Here is a 16552-nt window from a genome sequence, read left to right as displayed (position 1 = left end):
TAAAACCATGAAAACATCACCATTACAATTTGCCAAAAAATCCCTAAATACAGGGGCAAACGTCCTAGGTCGCCTACATAAAAGTGCCAGCGTGGCAGGGCTATCCGCCTTGCGTGTTGCCAAGGGCGAGCAGATGGATGCTTATCTATTAAAAGATGCCTTTATGCAGATGGGCGTGACTTATATCAAACTTGGGCAGTTCATCGCCAGCACACCATCACTGTTTCCCCGTGAGTATGTGCTTGCCTTTGCTGACTGTTTGGATGCCACACCGCCTGTGCCATTTGCCAAAATGCAAGAAGTACTGACTGAGGAGCTGACCGATGATGGGCGTGGGCTTGATGATATTTTTGCGTTCATCGACCCTGTGCCACTGGCGTCAGCGAGTATCGCACAGGTGCATAAGGCAACCCTAAAAGACGGACGGCAGGTCGCCCTAAAAATCCAAAAGCCCGATGTTGGGGCGATTATGCAGACTGACCTAGGTGTACTACATGGAGCGTTTTGGGCGATGGAGCGACTCTTGCCGATGATGAAAACCGCCAATCTTGCCCCCATTATTGATGAGATTCGCACTCGCATGACTGCTGAGACGGATTTTTTGGCGGAGGCTCGCCACATTGATAAATTTCGTGAATTTTTAGACAAAACAGGCAGTCAGCACATCACCGCTCCCAAAGTTCATCATGACCTATCGACCAAGCGTGTGTTGGTCATGGATTTGTTGGTTGGTAAGTCGCTCGTTGATGAGAGTTTGCTTAGCGACATCGCCCAAAGCAATCGCACCACACCCCAAAAAGTGATGGCGGATGTGTTAGATACGTGGTTTTTGTCGCTGATGATGACGGGCGAGTTCCATGCGGATTTGCACGCAGGCAATCTCATGTATCTAACCGATGGGCGGATTGCCTTTTTGGATTTTGGGCTGATGGGGCGGATTAAGCCGAGCAGTTTGCAGGCGTGTTTTTCATTGGTGCAGTCTCTGCAGCTTAACGACTATCACGGCATGGCACAGGCGATGGTCGATATTGGCATGACCTACAGCCATGATAAAATCAAAGTAGGACAACTGGCAGACGATCTAAAAGCGATGATGGATAAGGTGCATGGCTCGCCCCAAGAGACGGATAATCTGAACCTGCTCATGCTAGAACTTGTGGAGATTGGCAAGCGTTATGGCGTGCATTTTCCTAGGGATTTTGCGTTATTAACCAAGCAGTTATTGTACTTTGATAGATTCATGGTGACACTTGCCCCTGAGATGGAGCTGTTTGAAGGCGAGCGGTTAAAGGTGGTGATAGAAGAAAGGGTATCAAATTAAAGCGTACCTATCTTTTGTAACACAAATTGCATTTTAAATTTTTTAAAAAACCACGCTCTAGGACGTGGTTTCTTTTGCATGTTATAATTGCATTTTCACACTTTTATCGCCGTGGAAGTAATTTTTTATTCCACCACCACCGCATCAGGGTCGCCTGCCACGCTTTCACGTTTGACAAACATAAAGAATGCCCCTGTGGTTAGTGCTGTCAGCCCAATGCCAATCCATACCGACAGCGTATAATCAAGCCCAAAGCCGATTTTGTTGTACGCCAAAAACGTATAACATGCCGCACTCATAAAGATGGCAGGCAATGTGCAAACCCAGTGGAGCTTACGATAACGATACAGATAGCCTGCCGCTGTCCACAGCATGACCACCGCCACAGTTTGGTTTGCCCAGCTAAAATATCGCCATAGGATTTGAAAGTCCACTTTTGAGACGATAAAGCCAATGACAAATAGCGGAATGGCAATCCACAAACGCTTGACGAGCGTGCGTTGCTCCATGGTTATAAATTCAGCAATGATAAGCCGTGCCGCCCGAAACGCTGTATCACCCGAGGTGATGGGCAGGATGACCACGCCAAGCACCGCAAAGATACCGCCAATGGTGTCAAGATAGGCAATTGAGCTGTCATAGACCACCTTGGAGGGTGAACCGTCAGCAATGGCACCTTGTAGGCTAGCCAAGTCAGGATAGAACGACATGCCGACCGCACACCAAATCAGTGCAATAATCCCTTCGGTAATCATCGCTCCATAAAAGATAAAGCGACCTTCGGACTCATTCTCGGCACAGCGAGCCATGAGCGGGGTCTGCGTGGCGTGAAAGCCCGACAACGCACCACAGGTAATGGTCAAAAACAAGAGAGGCCAAATGGGCAAGTCGCCTTTGGGTTGTAAATTCATAAAGAAGCTCTCAACCGTCAAACCACCTATACTATTAAAGAAATAATCACCCTGTCCGCCAAATTCATTTTTAAGCAGACCATAAGTCATGCCAAGCGACATGAATAGCAATAATCCGCCAAAAAATGGATAAACCCGACCGATGATTTTGTCAATGGGCAGTAATGTGGCGATGATGTAATAAATAAAAATCAGGGCTGTCCACAACACCACGATGGTGTCTTTATCCATACCAAACACGGTATTTTTGACGCTCTCGGTGGCAATAGTAACGCTCTCGGTAATCGCCCCTGTGGCGTTACTGCCAAAAGTATCCATGGTGATGGAGCTAAGTAGGGCGGCAGGACTTGCGACAAAGACCACGCCAACAAGCACAAGCAGGACAACAGCAAGCAAGTTAATAAAATGCTTAACAGGTTGCCCCAGATATTTGCCCGTCAGATACGGCATGCTTGCCCCGCCATTTCGCACTGAGAGCATGCCACACATGTAGTCGTGTACCGCCCCTGCAAAGATACAACCAAACACAATCCATAGCATTGCCACAGGACCATACAACGCTCCCAAGATGGGGCCAAAAATTGGGCCTGTGCCTGCGATGTTAAGCAGTTGGATGAGCCAAATGCGTTTTTTGGACATGGGGATGTAGTCCACGCCGTCTGTCATGGTGTAGGCAGGGGTGTTTTTGTTGGGATTGATGACAAAGATTTTTTCAATCATCTTGCCATACACAAAATAGCCTGCCACCAACACAGCGACACAAAAGAAAAACCACAACATAAACAATCTCCTAGATTGCTTTATCAGAATAGTTTGTTGCATAATAAATAAAGTTAATAAATAATGGTCTTTTAAAAAACTAACCAAAATTTACCATCGCTTACAATACCGCAAACCGATAAAAACGTCAATGCACATTTGTGGGTAGCTGATAACAATTTATGATTAATTTTATAAATAAATGATTTTTGTATTTTAAAGGGTAAATTGGTAAAGATTAGGGCGTAACGTTTGTTAATTTTTTGGTATAATAATGTATTTTTACGTGTAAATATACATGTCTCTTTATTGTTCACTTTGTGTGGTTTGATTTTGTCATGAATTCTTTAAATCGTAAGTTTCGCCAGCAAGGCATTTCTCATCAGTGTGGTTCGGCACAGCAGATTTTGGTGCTGTTTGTCATTGCTTTGGCGTTGGTGGCGATGGTCATGGCAGTTTTTGGCTATAAAATTGGACACAAGCAAGGACTAAGAAAGGGGGTGAGCTTGCAAACCGTTCAAGCCCAAGACGGCAGTGAAGACCCATTACAAGGCATGACGGTCAATGAAGCCAAGTTAAAACAACAGCTTGACTCAGCGGTTAAAGAGCGTGACATTAGCCTGTCAAACCTAGAAACATTGCGTGAACAAAATGAAGAGCTGACCACAAAAAACCTGCAACTGACTCAGGTCAATGAGCTGTTTAAGAAAAAACTTGCCAAAGATGGCGGTATTCCCCTTGAAATATTGGGCAGTGAGATTCTGGCGTTGCCTGATAACACCTATGAGTATCGTTTTGATGTGGCGATGATAGCGTCATCAGGCTCGACCATGAACATGGCACCCAAGATGACCCTGCTAAATGCCACCAGCATGGTGCAAATCCCCTTAAAACCTGCCATTTATGAGATTAAAGACGTGGAGCGGATTCGTGGGCGGTTTGTCATGCCCAAAGATTTTGTGCCTAAGCAAATCAAGCTAGAAATCAATGCAGGTGGTGAGCGTGTCGAACAGCTCTATAACTGGCAAGTGGGCGAAGTCGTTGCCCAAAGGGAAGATAAGGGCGTGAGTGAGCGTCCTGTCGGTGCAGGCGAATAACAGTAAAAGCAAAGGTGTGATATGAGCCAACATGAATCTGATATCGACAGCCAAAACGATGTGATAACTAAGCCAGAACAGGCAGAAGTACCATTGTTTCATGTGGTCATGCATAATGATAACTTTACCACGATGGACTTTGTGGTGTTTGTGCTCGTTGAAGTGTTTGCTCATGGCATGGATAAAGCTGTATCTTTAATGATGGACATTCATCAAACAGGGCAGGCGATTGTGGCGACCCTACCCAAAGAGATTGGTGAGATGAAAATCGCCATCGTGCAAGAGTATGCCGAAGAAGCTGAGTTTCCGCTGTTGGTTACTTTAAAGAGAGCATAACAGAATAAAATATATTCTTGTGTAAAATCAATATCTTATCTTTAAAACAGTATTGTATATAAAAACTGTCATTTTCCATTATTTTTAGACTCATCATTTTTATGCCATCCAATCCGTTATCTCATTATTTCCCCCGAATATTTCATTTAGCCAGTTTGCGTCCGCCTAGGGATTTTTATCCCATTGCTGATACACCCATTTGCCTTGAAATCGGAGCGGGCAAGGGCAAGCACGCCTTGTTATTTGCCCATCAAAACCCTGATAAACACCTATATGCCATAGAACGCACCGCCATAAAGTTTGGGGCGTTTGACAAACAGGCAGGTATAGCAAATCCGCCCAATCTGACCGCCATTCACGCTGACGCCATTGCGTGGACAGCTTTTGCGGTGTATCCCAAGCAGCTCCAAACCTGCTTTATCTTATACCCCAACCCCGAACCCAAAAACAAAAACCAGCGTTTTTTGAATATGCCATTCTTTGAGCTGTTACTGTCCAAGATGGCAGATGGTGGGCAGATTATTTTGGCAAGTAACATTAGCGACTATATCGACGAAGCTGAGCGACTGCTTACTGAGATGTGGCAACTGCCTTATGTCAAAAGGCAGATAGAGCCGATGTCGGCACGCACGCATTTTGAGATTAAATATTTGGCACGGGGCGAGCGTTGCCAAGAACTTATCATTACCAAGCCTGGCGGTTATCGCACCCGTTTTGATGAGACATTGCCCCTACATTTATCATGGTCGCCAAGCGATGAAGCCTAAGGTTGCCATCATTGGGGCAGGGGCGAGTGGTCTTATGGTCGCAGAGCATTTGTCCGCTTATGATGTGGACATTTGTGTCTATGAGCAAATGCCAAGTGCAGGCCGCAAAATCCTATGGGCAGGCAAGACAGGGCTAAATGTCAGCCATGCCGAGTCGATGACGGCTTTTGTGGGGCGTTACACCCCGTCCGACTGGCTGACACCTTTTTTGCAAGTCTGTGATAATGCGTGGGTCGTAGATTGGCTCGCTGGGCTGGGCATTGAGACCTATGTCGGGTCAAGTGGGCGGATTTTTCCTGTGCAGATGAAAGCATCGGCATTTCTCAGGGCATGGTTACGTCGCTTGATGGCAAGGGGCGTGCAGATTTTTTATCGTCATGAGTGCTTGGGTATGGATGGTAATGCCGTGCGATTTGCCCATAATGGGGCGGAGTTTGAGCAGACGTTTGATGTCATTGTGCTGGCGTGTGGTGGCGGTTCGTATCGGCGATTGGGGGCGACAGGTGCATGGCAGGCATGGCTGTCCGATGATGAGCTAACTCCGTTGTATGCCAGTAATGTCGGGGTGGTGCGGTCGTGGTCGCCTTACATGGATAAGTTTTTTGGTAAACCGTTAAAAAGGGTAGGTCTGTGGACAGATGGTGAGCCTGTCTCCCAAGGCGACATCATCATTACTCATTATGGCATGGAGAGCGGACTGATTTATAAATACAACAAAGCCATGCGTGCGTGTCATGATAGGATAAGGGTGTATTTGGATTTATTGCCTGACAAATCGCCAGATGACATCGCCAAGATATTTGCCAAAAATAAAAAGCAGTCTTTGAATAACATTTTACGAAAAATCGGCTTGGATGACGTGAAAATTGCCCTAATTCGTGAATGTACCCATAGGGCAGACTGGGCAAATCACGAACGCATGACAAGTTTTGTTAAATGCTTGCCGATGATGTTTGATGGTTTTCGCCCGATGGATGAAGCCATTAGTACAGGTGGCGGTGTCAAGCGGTCGGCATTAACTGATGAATTACAACTAAAATCTAATCCTGCTGTCTTTGTCTGTGGTGAGATGTTGGATTTTGATGCCCCGACGGGTGGTTATCTTTTGACGGCATGTTTTGCCACAGGGCAGGCGGTGGGACGTGGCGTGGCTCAGCTTTTAAAATTGCAACCGATAAAGGCAAGCTAAAAAGCCAAAAGCACACCCCAGATAGGCTAAGCCCGTCTAAATTTACCGTATTCCAAAAAATGTACCACTTGGTTGGCAACAGCAGAGCTGGTTAGCATGCCTGTATGAGTGACAGGTAAAATCAGGCTGTCGGTGGCAGATGGTAGTTCGGTCTCATGGACAAATACCGTGCCGTCATGGGCATGTCGGGTGCGGTAGTGGCGGTTGTGATAATTCAAAAACAGCAGACCCAAGCCTTGGGACTTATCCCCTGCAATCACACCAAATTCCACGTCATTAGGAACGCTCGGGCAAGTGCCGTCCAACGCTCCGATATAGGACTGTCCGACTAGGGGTGACAGCGTGCGTTTAACATAAGTGGCACAAACACTGCCTTGATGGGGCGTGCCAAGGGAGACACAGCGATGAACTTGCCATGCGGGATAGTCGTGTAAAAACTGCCGAATCACCAATCCGCCCAAGCTATGAGCCACGAGATTGATGGGTTTGTCGGGACCATGATGAGTGAGCAGGTAGTCATTTAGGCGTTTGGCGTGTGCCGAGACGTCTTGGCGTAGACTGTGATAGGTGGGTGTATGCACGATAAAACCCGCTCGCCGAATGTATCTGGCAAGCGGATAAACAATCAAACTGGTTTGGTGCAAACCATGCAAAACGAGCGTGGTAGGTTTATTTGCCACGATAAGTAATGCGACCTTTAGATAAATCGTAAGGGGTCATCTCAACCTTGACTTTATCGCCTGTCAGAATGCGGATATAGTGTTTACGCATCTTGCCTGAGATATGAGCGATGATTTCGTGTCCGTTGTCAAGGCGGACTTTAAATAGGGTGTTTGGTAGCGTGTCGATGACTTCGCCTTCAAACTCGATGATGTCGTCTTTTTTTGCCATAAGTCAGATAAGTTAAAAATGAAAGCAGTATTATAGTAGAAATTACATAAAATAGCAATGGATTACTCTAATAAACCAAGCCACAACGGGGTCAAAGGCTGTTTTGGCAGTAGTTGTTGGAATTTGTCAGGATAATAAGCATTGATAAAATACAGCCCGTCCGCATCTGCCGTGGGTGGTAGTAGTGAGCGGTCTTTGGCATCGATGAGTGCAGGCAAAGCGTCAATGTGGAGCCTGCCTGTGCCAATGGCAAACAGCATGCCCATGATATTACGCACCATATGGTGCAAAAAGCCGTCTGCTTGAATGTCTAACACAAGATACGCCCCATGTTTAAATAGGCGGATGTGATGAACGTCTCGGACGGGCTTGTTAGATTGGCACATGGATGAGCGAAAACTGCTAAAATCATGCGTGCCAAGCAGAAGTTGGCTGGCTTGCACCATAACATCGACATCAAGGGGTTCATAAAAATGAGTGACTTGATGGCGTAAGATGGCAGGGCGATAGGGTTGGTTTAGGGTGACATAACGATAACGGCGAGCGACGGCACCAAAGCGTGCGTGAAAGTCATCAGGCATGGGCATAACCCACGTTAAGGCGATGTCGTCGGGCAGTAGGGTGTTTACGCCACGAAGCCACTGGTGGGGCGTGCGATGAGCGGTGGTGGCAAAATGAGCCACCATATTACCTGCATGCACCCCTGCATCAGTGCGACCTGCGGCGATGACTTCCACAGGTTCGTTGGCGACTTTGGAGATGGCGTATTCAAGGCGGGCTTGAATGCTGTCCACTTCTTGCTGACGTTGCCAACCTTTATAATGCGTGCCAATGAACTCAATGCCAATGGCGTGGATTGTCATGCTCATCACCAATCACCAGTTATCAGAACATAAAGCGTTATTTATCGCCAGCCATAAAAGTCGCCCGTAGATGGCAGGAATGCTCAATTTACCCCCTGACCACACATGATGAGCATATTGCCAAGACCCTGTGGCATAAGTGGTGCTCACCCCATGAAAGGGACACATGGTGGTGCATACCACAGGGATGTTTTGCTTATGTAGTCGGTCAAGCTCGGCGATAATGGCATCACTTTTGGGTAAGTTGCCTGCCCCATAGGCGATAAGGATGACAGCGGTGGTGTTGTCATTGATGTTGGCTAGCTCTTGGGCGATGTGGTTTGTGTCATTGGGCAGTAAAAAAATGCTTTTGATGTTGGCGGTATTGGCGTGATGTTTGATGATGTCAAAAGACTCGGGGCGGATTGTGGGTAATGTCAGCCTTGGATGACTAACGTGTGTGCCATAAAAGGCATTGGGACTGAGACTGTCTATTTTTTGAGTGTTGTCCGCCCAAAAGGTTTGGTGGCAAAACTGTACAAACACACCTTGACGGGTTTGGCTGACATTGATGGCATCTGATAGATTGTGCCAAGCATCGCTGGTATCATCTATGTGATAAGTAGGATTATCTGCCACAAGTAGTGGATTCATGCTTCCTGTAATAACCAAGGATAAGTCGCGATTGGTAAAGGCGTGAAATAAAAAACTTGCCAAAAAACTTAGGGTGTCCGTACCTGTAATCAGTATAAATCGTCTGGTACCTTGCTGATGGGCGGTACCGATGAGTTCATAAAAATGGGCAAAGTCAGTCGGAGTTAAGGTGCTACTGTCTTTGATGCAGTCATTATCCAAAATGACTTGCCTGCTGCCTAATCGGCTGTTTAATAAATTTTGTAAAACAGGTAAAAACTCATGGGCGGGTAAGGGCGATAAAGGCGTGCCATGACTGCCAAAAGTACCGCCAGCATAAATGAGATGGATGTCGTCTGATTGATAGAGCATGATAAGCTAAGTGTAAAATGATTGGGCGAATCATAACATGGTTTTTACAAAAAAGCAAAAAGGCACATCGTAAGACATGCCTTATATGTTGGTGGCTACGACATTATACTAATTGGGTTAATAACTCACGTGCGTTTTGTTGCTGAGTGGTATTACCTGTTTGTATTACTTCATCAAGCAGACGTTTGGCACTGTCGTACTCGCCAAGGTCAAGATATTGTTTGGCAAGATTTAAAGTGATGCCGGTATTGTCCAGTTCATCAACAAAACCAAGCTCTGATGGAATGCCTGCTGTTTGCGTTGGTACGGCTGTGACGGGTGTAACAGAAGTAACTGGCTCAGAAACAGAAGCAGGAGTTGGCTCTGGCGTGATTGTGGCAGGTGTTTCGGTAAAATCAAAACCGTCAATATCAAGACTGTCATTTGGTATGTCAGTGACAGGCGTGGTGTCAAACGCCAAATCGGTAGTGTCAAATGCCAAGCCATCATCTTGTACAGATTCGCTCACTGCTGGCGTGGACTCTACCCCCAAATCCAAATCGCCAAACCCTAAATCATCATCGGCACTGCTAGTGGGGGTAACAGTTGGTGTAACCACAGGTGCTGATGTAGTCTCATTAAACCCTAAGTCAAAATCAGCAAATTCATCACTGGGGTCAATGGTTGGTGTCGGAGCTGGCTTGGTGGCAGGTTCGGCAGTAAGTTCAGTATCAAAATCACCAAAATCCAAATCAGCAGTTGAGGTAGTGTATACCGAAGGAGCTGATGGGGTTTCGGTGCTAAATGTCAAATCAAAGTCGCCAAACTTACTCAGTTCGGTTTCTGGCTTGATTTCTGCTTGTGGTATATTAACAGGCTTTGGTGTGGCGATTGATACATCAGTATCAAAGTCAAAGCCATCAAGAGCTAAGTCATCACTTGGCGCTGTATCAGGTGTAGCAGGAGTTGGGGTGGGTTCGGGAGTGGCTTCAAAATTAAAGTCTAGGTCACTGCCCAAGTCATTGCCCAGATCTCCTAAGGTATCTTCGATGGCAGGTTCATTAACTTTATTTGATGAAATCGTACCAAAATCTAAGTTATCTAAGTTGGGTTGTTCGCTGACAGCAGGGGTAGGCTCTGGCGTTTCAAATTCAAAATCAAAACCATCTAGTGCATCATTGGCTTGATTGTCTACCGCTGTTGGAGCGGGGGCAGGGTCAAGACTAAATTGTACATCTAAATCACTCTCTAAGCTGCCATCTAGGCTCATCAAATCATCTGATGTGGTGTCAAAGTCAAGCGTAGGCTCATTGCTAAGTGCAGGTGCTACCACCTCTTTTGCTGGTTCATCAAAGGAGAAATCATCAAAATCTAATGTCGGCTCAGCAGTAGGCTGTGGTGGCTGAACAGGAGTGTCAAAGTCTAAATCAAAGTCACTACCACTCAGCGTAGGCTCAGCAGTAGGTGCTGGTGTATTTAAGGTTTCTAAGTCAAAGTCAAGTGATGGGTCAGTGTTGGTAGTGACACTTGGTGTGGGCTTGGATGCTGGTGTTTCAAAGTCAAAATCTAAGCCATTATCAAAAGCATCAGATGTCTGATTTTGCGTAGGAACTGCCACAGCAGCAACCACGGCGGCTGTTTGAGCGGGAGTGGGCTGTGGTGCGGGTGTTTGTCCTGCGCCACTGTTTATCTCATCTTCTAATAGCGATTTGCAAAAATCAGCTTCACGAATGGTCTCGCCATCGGCAATCTCATGGATTTTTTGGTGTAGCTGGTTAAAGGCAGCAAATTGTTTGGTGACACCATAAGTTTGTAGCAGTTTTAGCATCGCACCGTTATGACGGGGATTGGTCATTAGCACCCGTTTTAACTCGGCAATCGCTTCATTGTAGTTCTGATTGCGGATATGAGCCTCAGCGGTGGCAAGATCATTGCCAGTTGCTGTCGGTGTGGGTGCTACTGGGGTTTGCTGAGTAGGGATATGAGCCTGTGGACTGGCAGGCAGTTCTGTTTTTTGAGCTTGTAGTTTTTTTAATACAAAAAACGCCACAATACTAATTACAACAACAGCACCAATGGCGATAATAATGGTTTCCATGATAACTCCGATTTATTAAGCTTGATATACAGGCTTAATGGGCAGTGCCCTTTGTTAATTATTTTTTCTCTTTGAGGCTTTTTAAGCGACTTTCAAGTTCAGCAAGTTTTTGATTTTGTAGTTGAACTTTTCTAGCAGCTGATGAGAGTTCTTCGTTTAGACTGTTAACACGTTTGGCATTACTGGCAGTTTGCTGACGTGTATTTTTCAAAGTACCTGCTAAATTACCGCCACCTGTCGCTGTGTTGGATGAATGTTTGTTGTTGGTGCCTGTAGCACTACCTTGTTGCGTGGGTGTTACCAAGGTCATCTGAGCCTTTGGCAGGGCTTTTTGAGCAGGCTTGGCGGTCACTTGACTGCCACGTCTTGGTGTCTCTTTTCTGGTTTGTCTTGCTGTGTTACTTCTACTTGTTGGTTGTCTTGCAGTAACAGCTCGCTCTTTGCTGGCACGTCTGGCTTCAATAGCTTCGGCAATCGCTTTTTGTGATGGTATGACTTGATAGTTGGGTAAGTTTAAGTTAGCATTTGTTTTGAGCTGGTTGATGTTGCCTTTATTGAAAGCATCGGGGTTGGTTTCATGAATCGCGGCCATTACTTCATTGACATTCATGTTATTTGCCTGTGCAATAACATTAGCAATGTTCCATAAACTATCGCCTTGTTGCACGACATAAATGGCTTGACTTGACTGTGACTCGGTAGGTGTTGTCACATGGTCTTGCTTTGGTTGCGACACCTGCTCTGGTGTGGTGTCTTGGGCAATGAATGGCTCGTCAAATGTTGGGCTGGTAGGTGTGGGCGGTACTTGCCCAGCAGGATATACACGACGAACGATTTCTTCGGTCAGGATGTCAACCTGTCTGTTAGTGCCTTCGGGGGTGATTTGAGATAATACCGTTTCTTCTTTAGAGATGATATTACCTTCGCTGATACCAACAGCGGTAAGAACAGGTTCAAGCACAGGTATGTCTTGGGTAATGACCTGCGTTGCTGGCTCGTCTAATGACATGGTGTCATCAGGTGTTTTGGTGGTGGGGCTAGTCTCGGGTAAGTTGGGTCGAGTCTCAGCGGTAACCACTTGTGTTACTTTGTCTTCGGGTAGGGTGAAAGCATTGGCGGCGGGCAAGGGCATAAGTAGCGTCTGCGGCTCAATGATTTGCTCGCCGTTGTTATTTAGGTTTAATACCACATCAGCAAAAGGCGTGCTAATGGGTTGATTAGAAGTTAGGGTAATTTGACCTGCATTGTTTGACGTGGGTGTAAAACTTGCTGAAATCTGAGCATCAGGACTGAGCCCCATTTGGCGGTATATGTCGTTACTGGCGACAGATGCGTGGAAGTTGGCAGCATCAATATTAGTAACATTTATCGTGGCAGATAAAGGCTCGTGTTGTGCCGATGTGATGTTGGCTTGACCTAGATTCATGGCGGAAGCATTTAGGCTTACCATACCAAACAACGAAGCAAGCACTGCTTGATAAATAAAAGTAGTGCGGTGAGTTTTATGCCAAGACATAGTTATCCTTTCAAAAGGTTGTCAATAATGAATAAAAATAGACTGTTCAATAAACAGTTTTATGGTGTATTTATAACAAAATATGGCAAAAAATGCTAGCTTATTTTGATAATTTGCAAATATATGGTATTAAAACGTGGGCAAGTAGTAAAATCTTTGCAAAAGTTTACAATATTTGCAAAGATTAAAATCACTTGACCGCCAACGAGCTGATTTGGTTTGGTCAAGTAGGCTCGTGTATCAAATTCTACCTTGAATGATGGCAAGCATACGGCGAAGTGGCTCGGCAGCTCCCCACAATAGCTGGTCGCCCACAGTAAAGGCGGTCAGATACTCGCCCCCCATGTTCATCTTACGCAGACGACCGACCGCCACACCCAATGTACCTGTTACCGCCACAGGGGTAAGGCGTGTCATGCTGTCGGGTTTGTTGTTGGGGACGACATCAAGCCACGGATTTTTGCTATCGATTAGGGCTTTTTCGATTTCGTGCAAAGGAATGTCTTTTTTGAGCTTGATGGTCAGGGCTTGGCTGTGGCAACGCATTGCCCCAATACGCACACAAATACCATCAATGCTGATGATGTCTTCTTCTTTGCCTAGGATTTTGTTGGTTTCGGCTTGACCTTTCCACTCTTCACGAGATTGACCGTTGTCAACTTGGCTGTCAATATAGGGAATTAGACTGCCTGCAAGCACCGCCCCAAAATGCTGTTTGGGGAAATCGTCCGAACGCTGAGTGGTGGATATGGTGCGGTCAATCTCCAAAATGGCAGAGGCAGGGTCGGCAAGTTTGTCCGTCACGCTATCACGCAGTACGCCCATGCCTAAGATAAGCTCACGCATGTTGTTCGCCCCTGCTCCTGAGGCGGCTTGATAAGTCATCGCTGACACCCACTCCACCCAATCACGGCGGAACAGTTCGCCAATTGCCATAAGCATAAGCGATACAGTACAGTTGCCCCCAATAAAGTCTTTTCTGCCGTCTTTTAGGGCAACATCAATGACATCACGATTGACAGGGTCTAGGATAATGATGGCATCGTCTTCCATGCGAAGTGAGCTTGCTGCATCAATCCAATAGCCCCTCCAGCCTGATTTTCTAAGGGCGGGGTGCGTGGACTTGGTATAATCGCCCCCTTGACAGGTAATGATGGCATCACATTTGGCAAGCTCATTGATGTTGCTTGCATCTTTTAAGGTGCTGGTCGGGATTTTGTTATCAAAGGTTGGGGCATTGCCACCTGCGTTACTGGTCGAAAAAAACACAGGATTGATGTGGTCAAAGTCGCCTTCTTCAAGCATACGGTTCATGAGTACCGAACCCACCATGCCACGCCAGCCCACCAAGCCAACAGTTAATTTATCTGTCATAATTAACACCTTAGATTTGTTAAAAAGTTGTAACCCATAACTATGCCTTTTTTGGACAAAAAAAGCAAGTGTTTTTGTCAAATTTCATAAATTTTCTAGTAAACATCAGCAAAACTGATAAAAACTGATAATTTTTCACACAAATGTCGGCAATCGCTTACAAAATTTTAAGTATTTTACCAATGGTCAGCGATGGGAAAAATTTTTATAATACACAAAAATTACAAAAATTAAATGGTAAAACCAAGATAAAACTAGGATGACAGGAATTAAATCGCCGTTAGGAATGGCAGGGAAAACTTATTGCAATCTTACCCATACCCAGTTTAGTGATAAGCTGGGTTTATTTTTATATTGTTGGGAGTTTGCTTGTCTTTGGGTGTGGGCAAGTAAGATAAGATTTAATCTTTTTTATGAAAAATACATTAGAGTTCTTGCGAAATTCAAAAACAATGGTCTTTAAAGCCTTATTTTATTGAGCTTGAAATTTTTAAAAACCCAATAAAATCTTAATTTCGCAAGTGGTCTATTAGATTTCTCTTTAGAAAAATTAAAGCCAAGTTCTTATAAATACCGCAATTGCATTTTTAGAAAAATATGTAGAAAGCCACTGCGAAAATGATCTTACAGAATTTTTAAATTTTTAAAGTCTAGAAAATATCAGGGCTTGAATGTATAAAGATTTTATTTTGCAGTATGTTTAAAAGTTAAGGTTTGCATAGAAGTCTATTAAAGTTCATGCAAAATCAAGGCTTGCCTTTCTTTTGCACTTGCAATAAAAAATGAGAAAAGTTGCACGTTTTTTTCAAGGAAAAAACGCAAGTGTGAGTTTTCTATGAAGTAAGTTTTTGACAAACAAAAGCAAACCGGCCACTTAATTTAAAAAATTAAGTTAAAAATCCTAAAAACCTAACCAATTATGCTCATCCAAGGGCTGTGGGGTCAATATTTGGCTAAAACCCTTTTTAACACCATAGGTTTTATGTTATAATTCACAAACCTTATTTATTCTACCACATCTTTGTTGATGTGGTTTATTTATCGGTTGTCATCGCCCATTTTATCATCGACCATTCATCAGCTCATGAATCTATCCCATTTTTTTGAAAAAATCCTAAATGATTTGTACCAAAGCGTGTATGTGTCGCTTGGCGGTTCGCTCGACGATGAGACCCTAAACTGGACAGAGCGGGGCATGGCTGTTGCCAGTATTAGCATTAAGATATTGATTTTATTGGTGATTATTGGCTTTTTTTATTGGCTGTTGGTCTATTTATTAAAGCATTGTCGCCGTCCGCTACACCTATCACAGCGCCATGTTTGGATTGCTCGGGCGGTACTGCGTTATACATGGTTTGTGGCGAGCTTGCTGGCGGTGATGACGCAGATTGGCACGCAGGCAGAGACCATTAAGGCAACGGCAAAAGCGGCGACTTGGGCGGGGTTTTATTATGTGCTGTGGGCGACCAGTGGGCAAATGGTTGCCAGAGTGTTACGTTACTATGAACTCAATGCGTCCATTGAACAACTGCTCAAAAACTTGATTTTGGTGCTAATTATCGTTTTTGCTTTGGCAAGCGTACTCGCCCAGTTTGGTTTTGATATTGTATCCTTGGTGGCAGGTCTGGGTATTGTGGGTTTGGCAGTGGGTTTTGCCGCCCAAAGCACGCTTGCCAACTTCATCGCGGGCATTACCATTTTGATAGAGCAGTCGTTTCAAGTGGGCGACTGGATTCGGCTTGGCGACAAAGAAGGACGAGTGGTTAAAATCTCCCTGCGAGCCACGCAAATCCTTGACCGTGATAACATCATTATCATCATTCCCAATTCGACCATGTCATCATCGGAAGTGATTAACCTAACGTCCAAAAAGATGATAAGATTTGATGTTAAAGCAAGAATTGGCTTGTATGATGATGTCGCCCACGCCAAAGAAATCATCATCAAAACATTAAGCAAAGATGAAGTGATTTTAAAACACCCAGCCCCTATGGCGACCGTCAGTGAAGTGGGCGAATATGCCATTTATTTTATTGTGCGTTTTTGGGTTGCTCCATTATCGGTTGCCCGTATTCCGATTATCAAAGAAAACATCAATGAGCGTATTAAACGAGCCTTAGACGAAGCAGGATTTGAAACCCCTTATCCTTATCAAGAGATATTATTTAACCGCTCAGATGATAAAGAAAAACACTTGGCAATGATTCATCAAGCATTGGATAAAAATATCAATGACAAAGAAGAAGATGTAGAGAGTGCCATAAAAAAGCAGTGACAATTAATTAAATAAACTGGTGTTATTTATACAATTATCTGTCATTTAAATTGATAATAACAAGCAATCATCTTGACAATCGCACTAACATCATTTTGCCTCGCCCATTTACCCTGCTAAATACCGCCCCAAAAACAACAATTGTCACTACCATACCCGTCCCAAATTATGCTATAATAATTAGTTTACCCA

General features: G+C 44.9%; 14 protein-coding genes. 6 read left to right on the top strand and 8 right to left on the bottom strand.

Annotated elements, in window-relative coordinates; all coding sequences use genetic code 11:
* Positions 1-7 precede the first annotated feature (7 nt).
* Positions 8-1321 carry an ABC1 kinase family protein gene (locus LP107_RS07445; protein WP_078273266.1) on the top strand — a complete coding sequence of 438 codons (1314 nt, stop codon included), beginning with the start codon at positions 8-10 and terminating at the stop codon, positions 1319-1321.
* A gap of 125 nt (positions 1322-1446) precedes the next feature.
* On the opposite strand, the gene LP107_RS07440 is transcribed toward LP107_RS07445, so the two are convergent.
* Positions 1447-3012, bottom strand: coding sequence for a carbon starvation CstA family protein (locus LP107_RS07440; RefSeq protein ID WP_078273265.1), 1566 nt, complete (start codon positions 3010-3012; stop codon positions 1447-1449).
* Between the two features lie 317 nt (positions 3013-3329).
* Between LP107_RS07440 and LP107_RS07435 the strand changes: the two genes are divergently transcribed.
* The 4 genes from LP107_RS07435 to LP107_RS07420 all read left to right on the top strand — a co-directional run bounded on the left by LP107_RS07435 (position 3330) and on the right by LP107_RS07420 (position 6380).
* Positions 3330-4088: a coiled-coil domain-containing protein gene (locus LP107_RS07435; RefSeq protein ID WP_112742224.1), complete on the top strand. Its 759-nt coding sequence runs from the start codon at positions 3330-3332 to the stop codon at positions 4086-4088.
* A 21-nt stretch (positions 4089-4109) separates the two neighbouring features.
* Positions 4110-4424 carry an ATP-dependent Clp protease adaptor ClpS gene (locus tag LP107_RS07430; protein ID WP_029102797.1) on the top strand — a complete coding sequence of 105 codons (315 nt, stop codon included), beginning with the start codon at positions 4110-4112 and terminating at the stop codon, positions 4422-4424.
* Between the two features lie 101 nt (positions 4425-4525).
* The gene (locus tag LP107_RS07425; RefSeq protein WP_112742225.1) at positions 4526-5191 is read left to right on the top strand and encodes a class I SAM-dependent methyltransferase; all 666 of its coding nucleotides are present in this window, start codon (positions 4526-4528) and stop codon (positions 5189-5191) included.
* Positions 5181-6380 carry a TIGR03862 family flavoprotein gene (locus LP107_RS07420; RefSeq protein WP_078273262.1) on the top strand — a complete coding sequence of 400 codons (1200 nt, stop codon included), beginning with the start codon at positions 5181-5183 and terminating at the stop codon, positions 6378-6380. Before LP107_RS07425 ends, LP107_RS07420 begins: the two co-directional genes overlap by 11 nt.
* A gap of 26 nt (positions 6381-6406) precedes the next feature.
* Here the strand turns inward: LP107_RS07420 and LP107_RS07415 are convergent, their stop codons facing one another.
* The 7 genes from LP107_RS07415 to asd all read right to left on the bottom strand — a co-directional run bounded on the left by LP107_RS07415 (position 6407) and on the right by asd (position 14085).
* Positions 6407-7060, bottom strand: a complete 654-nt coding sequence (locus tag LP107_RS07415) for a lipase family alpha/beta hydrolase (RefSeq protein WP_078273261.1) — start codon at positions 7058-7060, stop codon at positions 6407-6409.
* A complete protein-coding gene (gene infA, locus LP107_RS07410; RefSeq protein WP_029102801.1) occupies positions 7050-7271 on the bottom strand; it encodes a translation initiation factor IF-1 in 222 nt (73 codons plus the stop codon). The genes LP107_RS07415 and infA overlap by 11 nt, the downstream gene beginning before the upstream one ends.
* A 62-nt stretch (positions 7272-7333) precedes the next feature.
* Entirely contained in the window at positions 7334-8140 is an 807-nt protein-coding gene (gene truA / locus LP107_RS07405) for a tRNA pseudouridine(38-40) synthase TruA (RefSeq protein WP_410173929.1), read from the bottom strand.
* A gap of 6 nt (positions 8141-8146) precedes the next feature.
* On the bottom strand, positions 8147-9118 hold the full coding sequence (locus LP107_RS07400; protein ID WP_264676271.1) for an asparaginase domain-containing protein: 972 nt from the start codon (positions 9116-9118) through the stop codon (positions 8147-8149).
* A 103-nt stretch (positions 9119-9221) separates the two neighbouring features.
* The gene (locus tag LP107_RS07395; protein ID WP_112742226.1) at positions 9222-11195 is read right to left on the bottom strand and encodes a FimV/HubP family polar landmark protein; all 1974 of its coding nucleotides are present in this window, start codon (positions 11193-11195) and stop codon (positions 9222-9224) included.
* Positions 11196-11253: 58 nt separating this feature from the next.
* Positions 11254-12711 carry a type IV pilus assembly protein FimV gene (locus tag LP107_RS07390; protein WP_078273257.1) on the bottom strand — a complete coding sequence of 486 codons (1458 nt, stop codon included), beginning with the start codon at positions 12709-12711 and terminating at the stop codon, positions 11254-11256.
* A gap of 240 nt (positions 12712-12951) precedes the next feature.
* Positions 12952-14085 (bottom strand): aspartate-semialdehyde dehydrogenase, encoded by a 1134-nt coding sequence (asd, locus tag LP107_RS07385; RefSeq protein WP_264676272.1) that lies wholly within the window; start codon positions 14083-14085, stop codon positions 12952-12954.
* A gap of 1084 nt (positions 14086-15169) precedes the next feature.
* On the opposite strand from asd, the gene LP107_RS07380 reads away from it, so the two are divergent.
* Positions 15170-16360, top strand: a complete 1191-nt coding sequence (locus LP107_RS07380) for a mechanosensitive ion channel family protein (protein ID WP_078273315.1) — start codon at positions 15170-15172, stop codon at positions 16358-16360.
* Positions 16361-16552: the final 192 nt, after the last annotated feature.

Origin of the sequence: Moraxella bovis (genome assembly GCF_025985205.1) — a bacterium.
GTDB lineage: Bacteria > Pseudomonadota > Gammaproteobacteria > Pseudomonadales > Moraxellaceae > Moraxella > Moraxella bovis.
This window is presented reverse-complemented; position numbering and strand designations above follow the sequence as displayed.

What these genes read in the sequence shown, in the direction of transcription:
- LP107_RS07420 (WP_078273262.1), top strand. Translation starts at nt 5,181, where the DNA reads ATGAAGCCTAAGGTTGCCATCATTGGGGCAGGGGCGAGTGGTCTTATG.
- LP107_RS07395 (WP_112742226.1), bottom strand. Translation starts at nt 11,195, where the DNA reads ATGGAAACCATTATTATCGCCATTGGTGCTGTTGTTGTAATTAGTATT.
- infA (WP_029102801.1), bottom strand. Translation starts at nt 7,271, where the DNA reads ATGGCAAAAAAAGACGACATCATCGAGTTTGAAGGCGAAGTCATCGAC.
- LP107_RS07440 (WP_078273265.1), bottom strand. Translation starts at nt 3,012, where the DNA reads ATGTTGTGGTTTTTCTTTTGTGTCGCTGTGTTGGTGGCAGGCTATTTT.
- LP107_RS07400 (WP_264676271.1), bottom strand. Translation starts at nt 9,118, where the DNA reads ATGCTCTATCAATCAGACGACATCCATCTCATTTATGCTGGCGGTACT.
- LP107_RS07430 (WP_029102797.1), top strand. Translation starts at nt 4,110, where the DNA reads ATGAGCCAACATGAATCTGATATCGACAGCCAAAACGATGTGATAACT.
- LP107_RS07435 (WP_112742224.1), top strand. Translation starts at nt 3,330, where the DNA reads ATGAATTCTTTAAATCGTAAGTTTCGCCAGCAAGGCATTTCTCATCAG.
- asd (WP_264676272.1), bottom strand. Translation starts at nt 14,085, where the DNA reads ATGACAGATAAATTAACTGTTGGCTTGGTGGGCTGGCGTGGCATGGTG.
- LP107_RS07445 (WP_078273266.1), top strand. Translation starts at nt 8, where the DNA reads ATGAAAACATCACCATTACAATTTGCCAAAAAATCCCTAAATACAGGG.
- LP107_RS07390 (WP_078273257.1), bottom strand. Translation starts at nt 12,711, where the DNA reads ATGTCTTGGCATAAAACTCACCGCACTACTTTTATTTATCAAGCAGTG.
- LP107_RS07425 (WP_112742225.1), top strand. Translation starts at nt 4,526, where the DNA reads ATGCCATCCAATCCGTTATCTCATTATTTCCCCCGAATATTTCATTTA.
- truA (WP_410173929.1), bottom strand. Translation starts at nt 8,140, where the DNA reads ATGAGCATGACAATCCACGCCATTGGCATTGAGTTCATTGGCACGCAT.
- LP107_RS07380 (WP_078273315.1), top strand. Translation starts at nt 15,170, where the DNA reads ATGAATCTATCCCATTTTTTTGAAAAAATCCTAAATGATTTGTACCAA.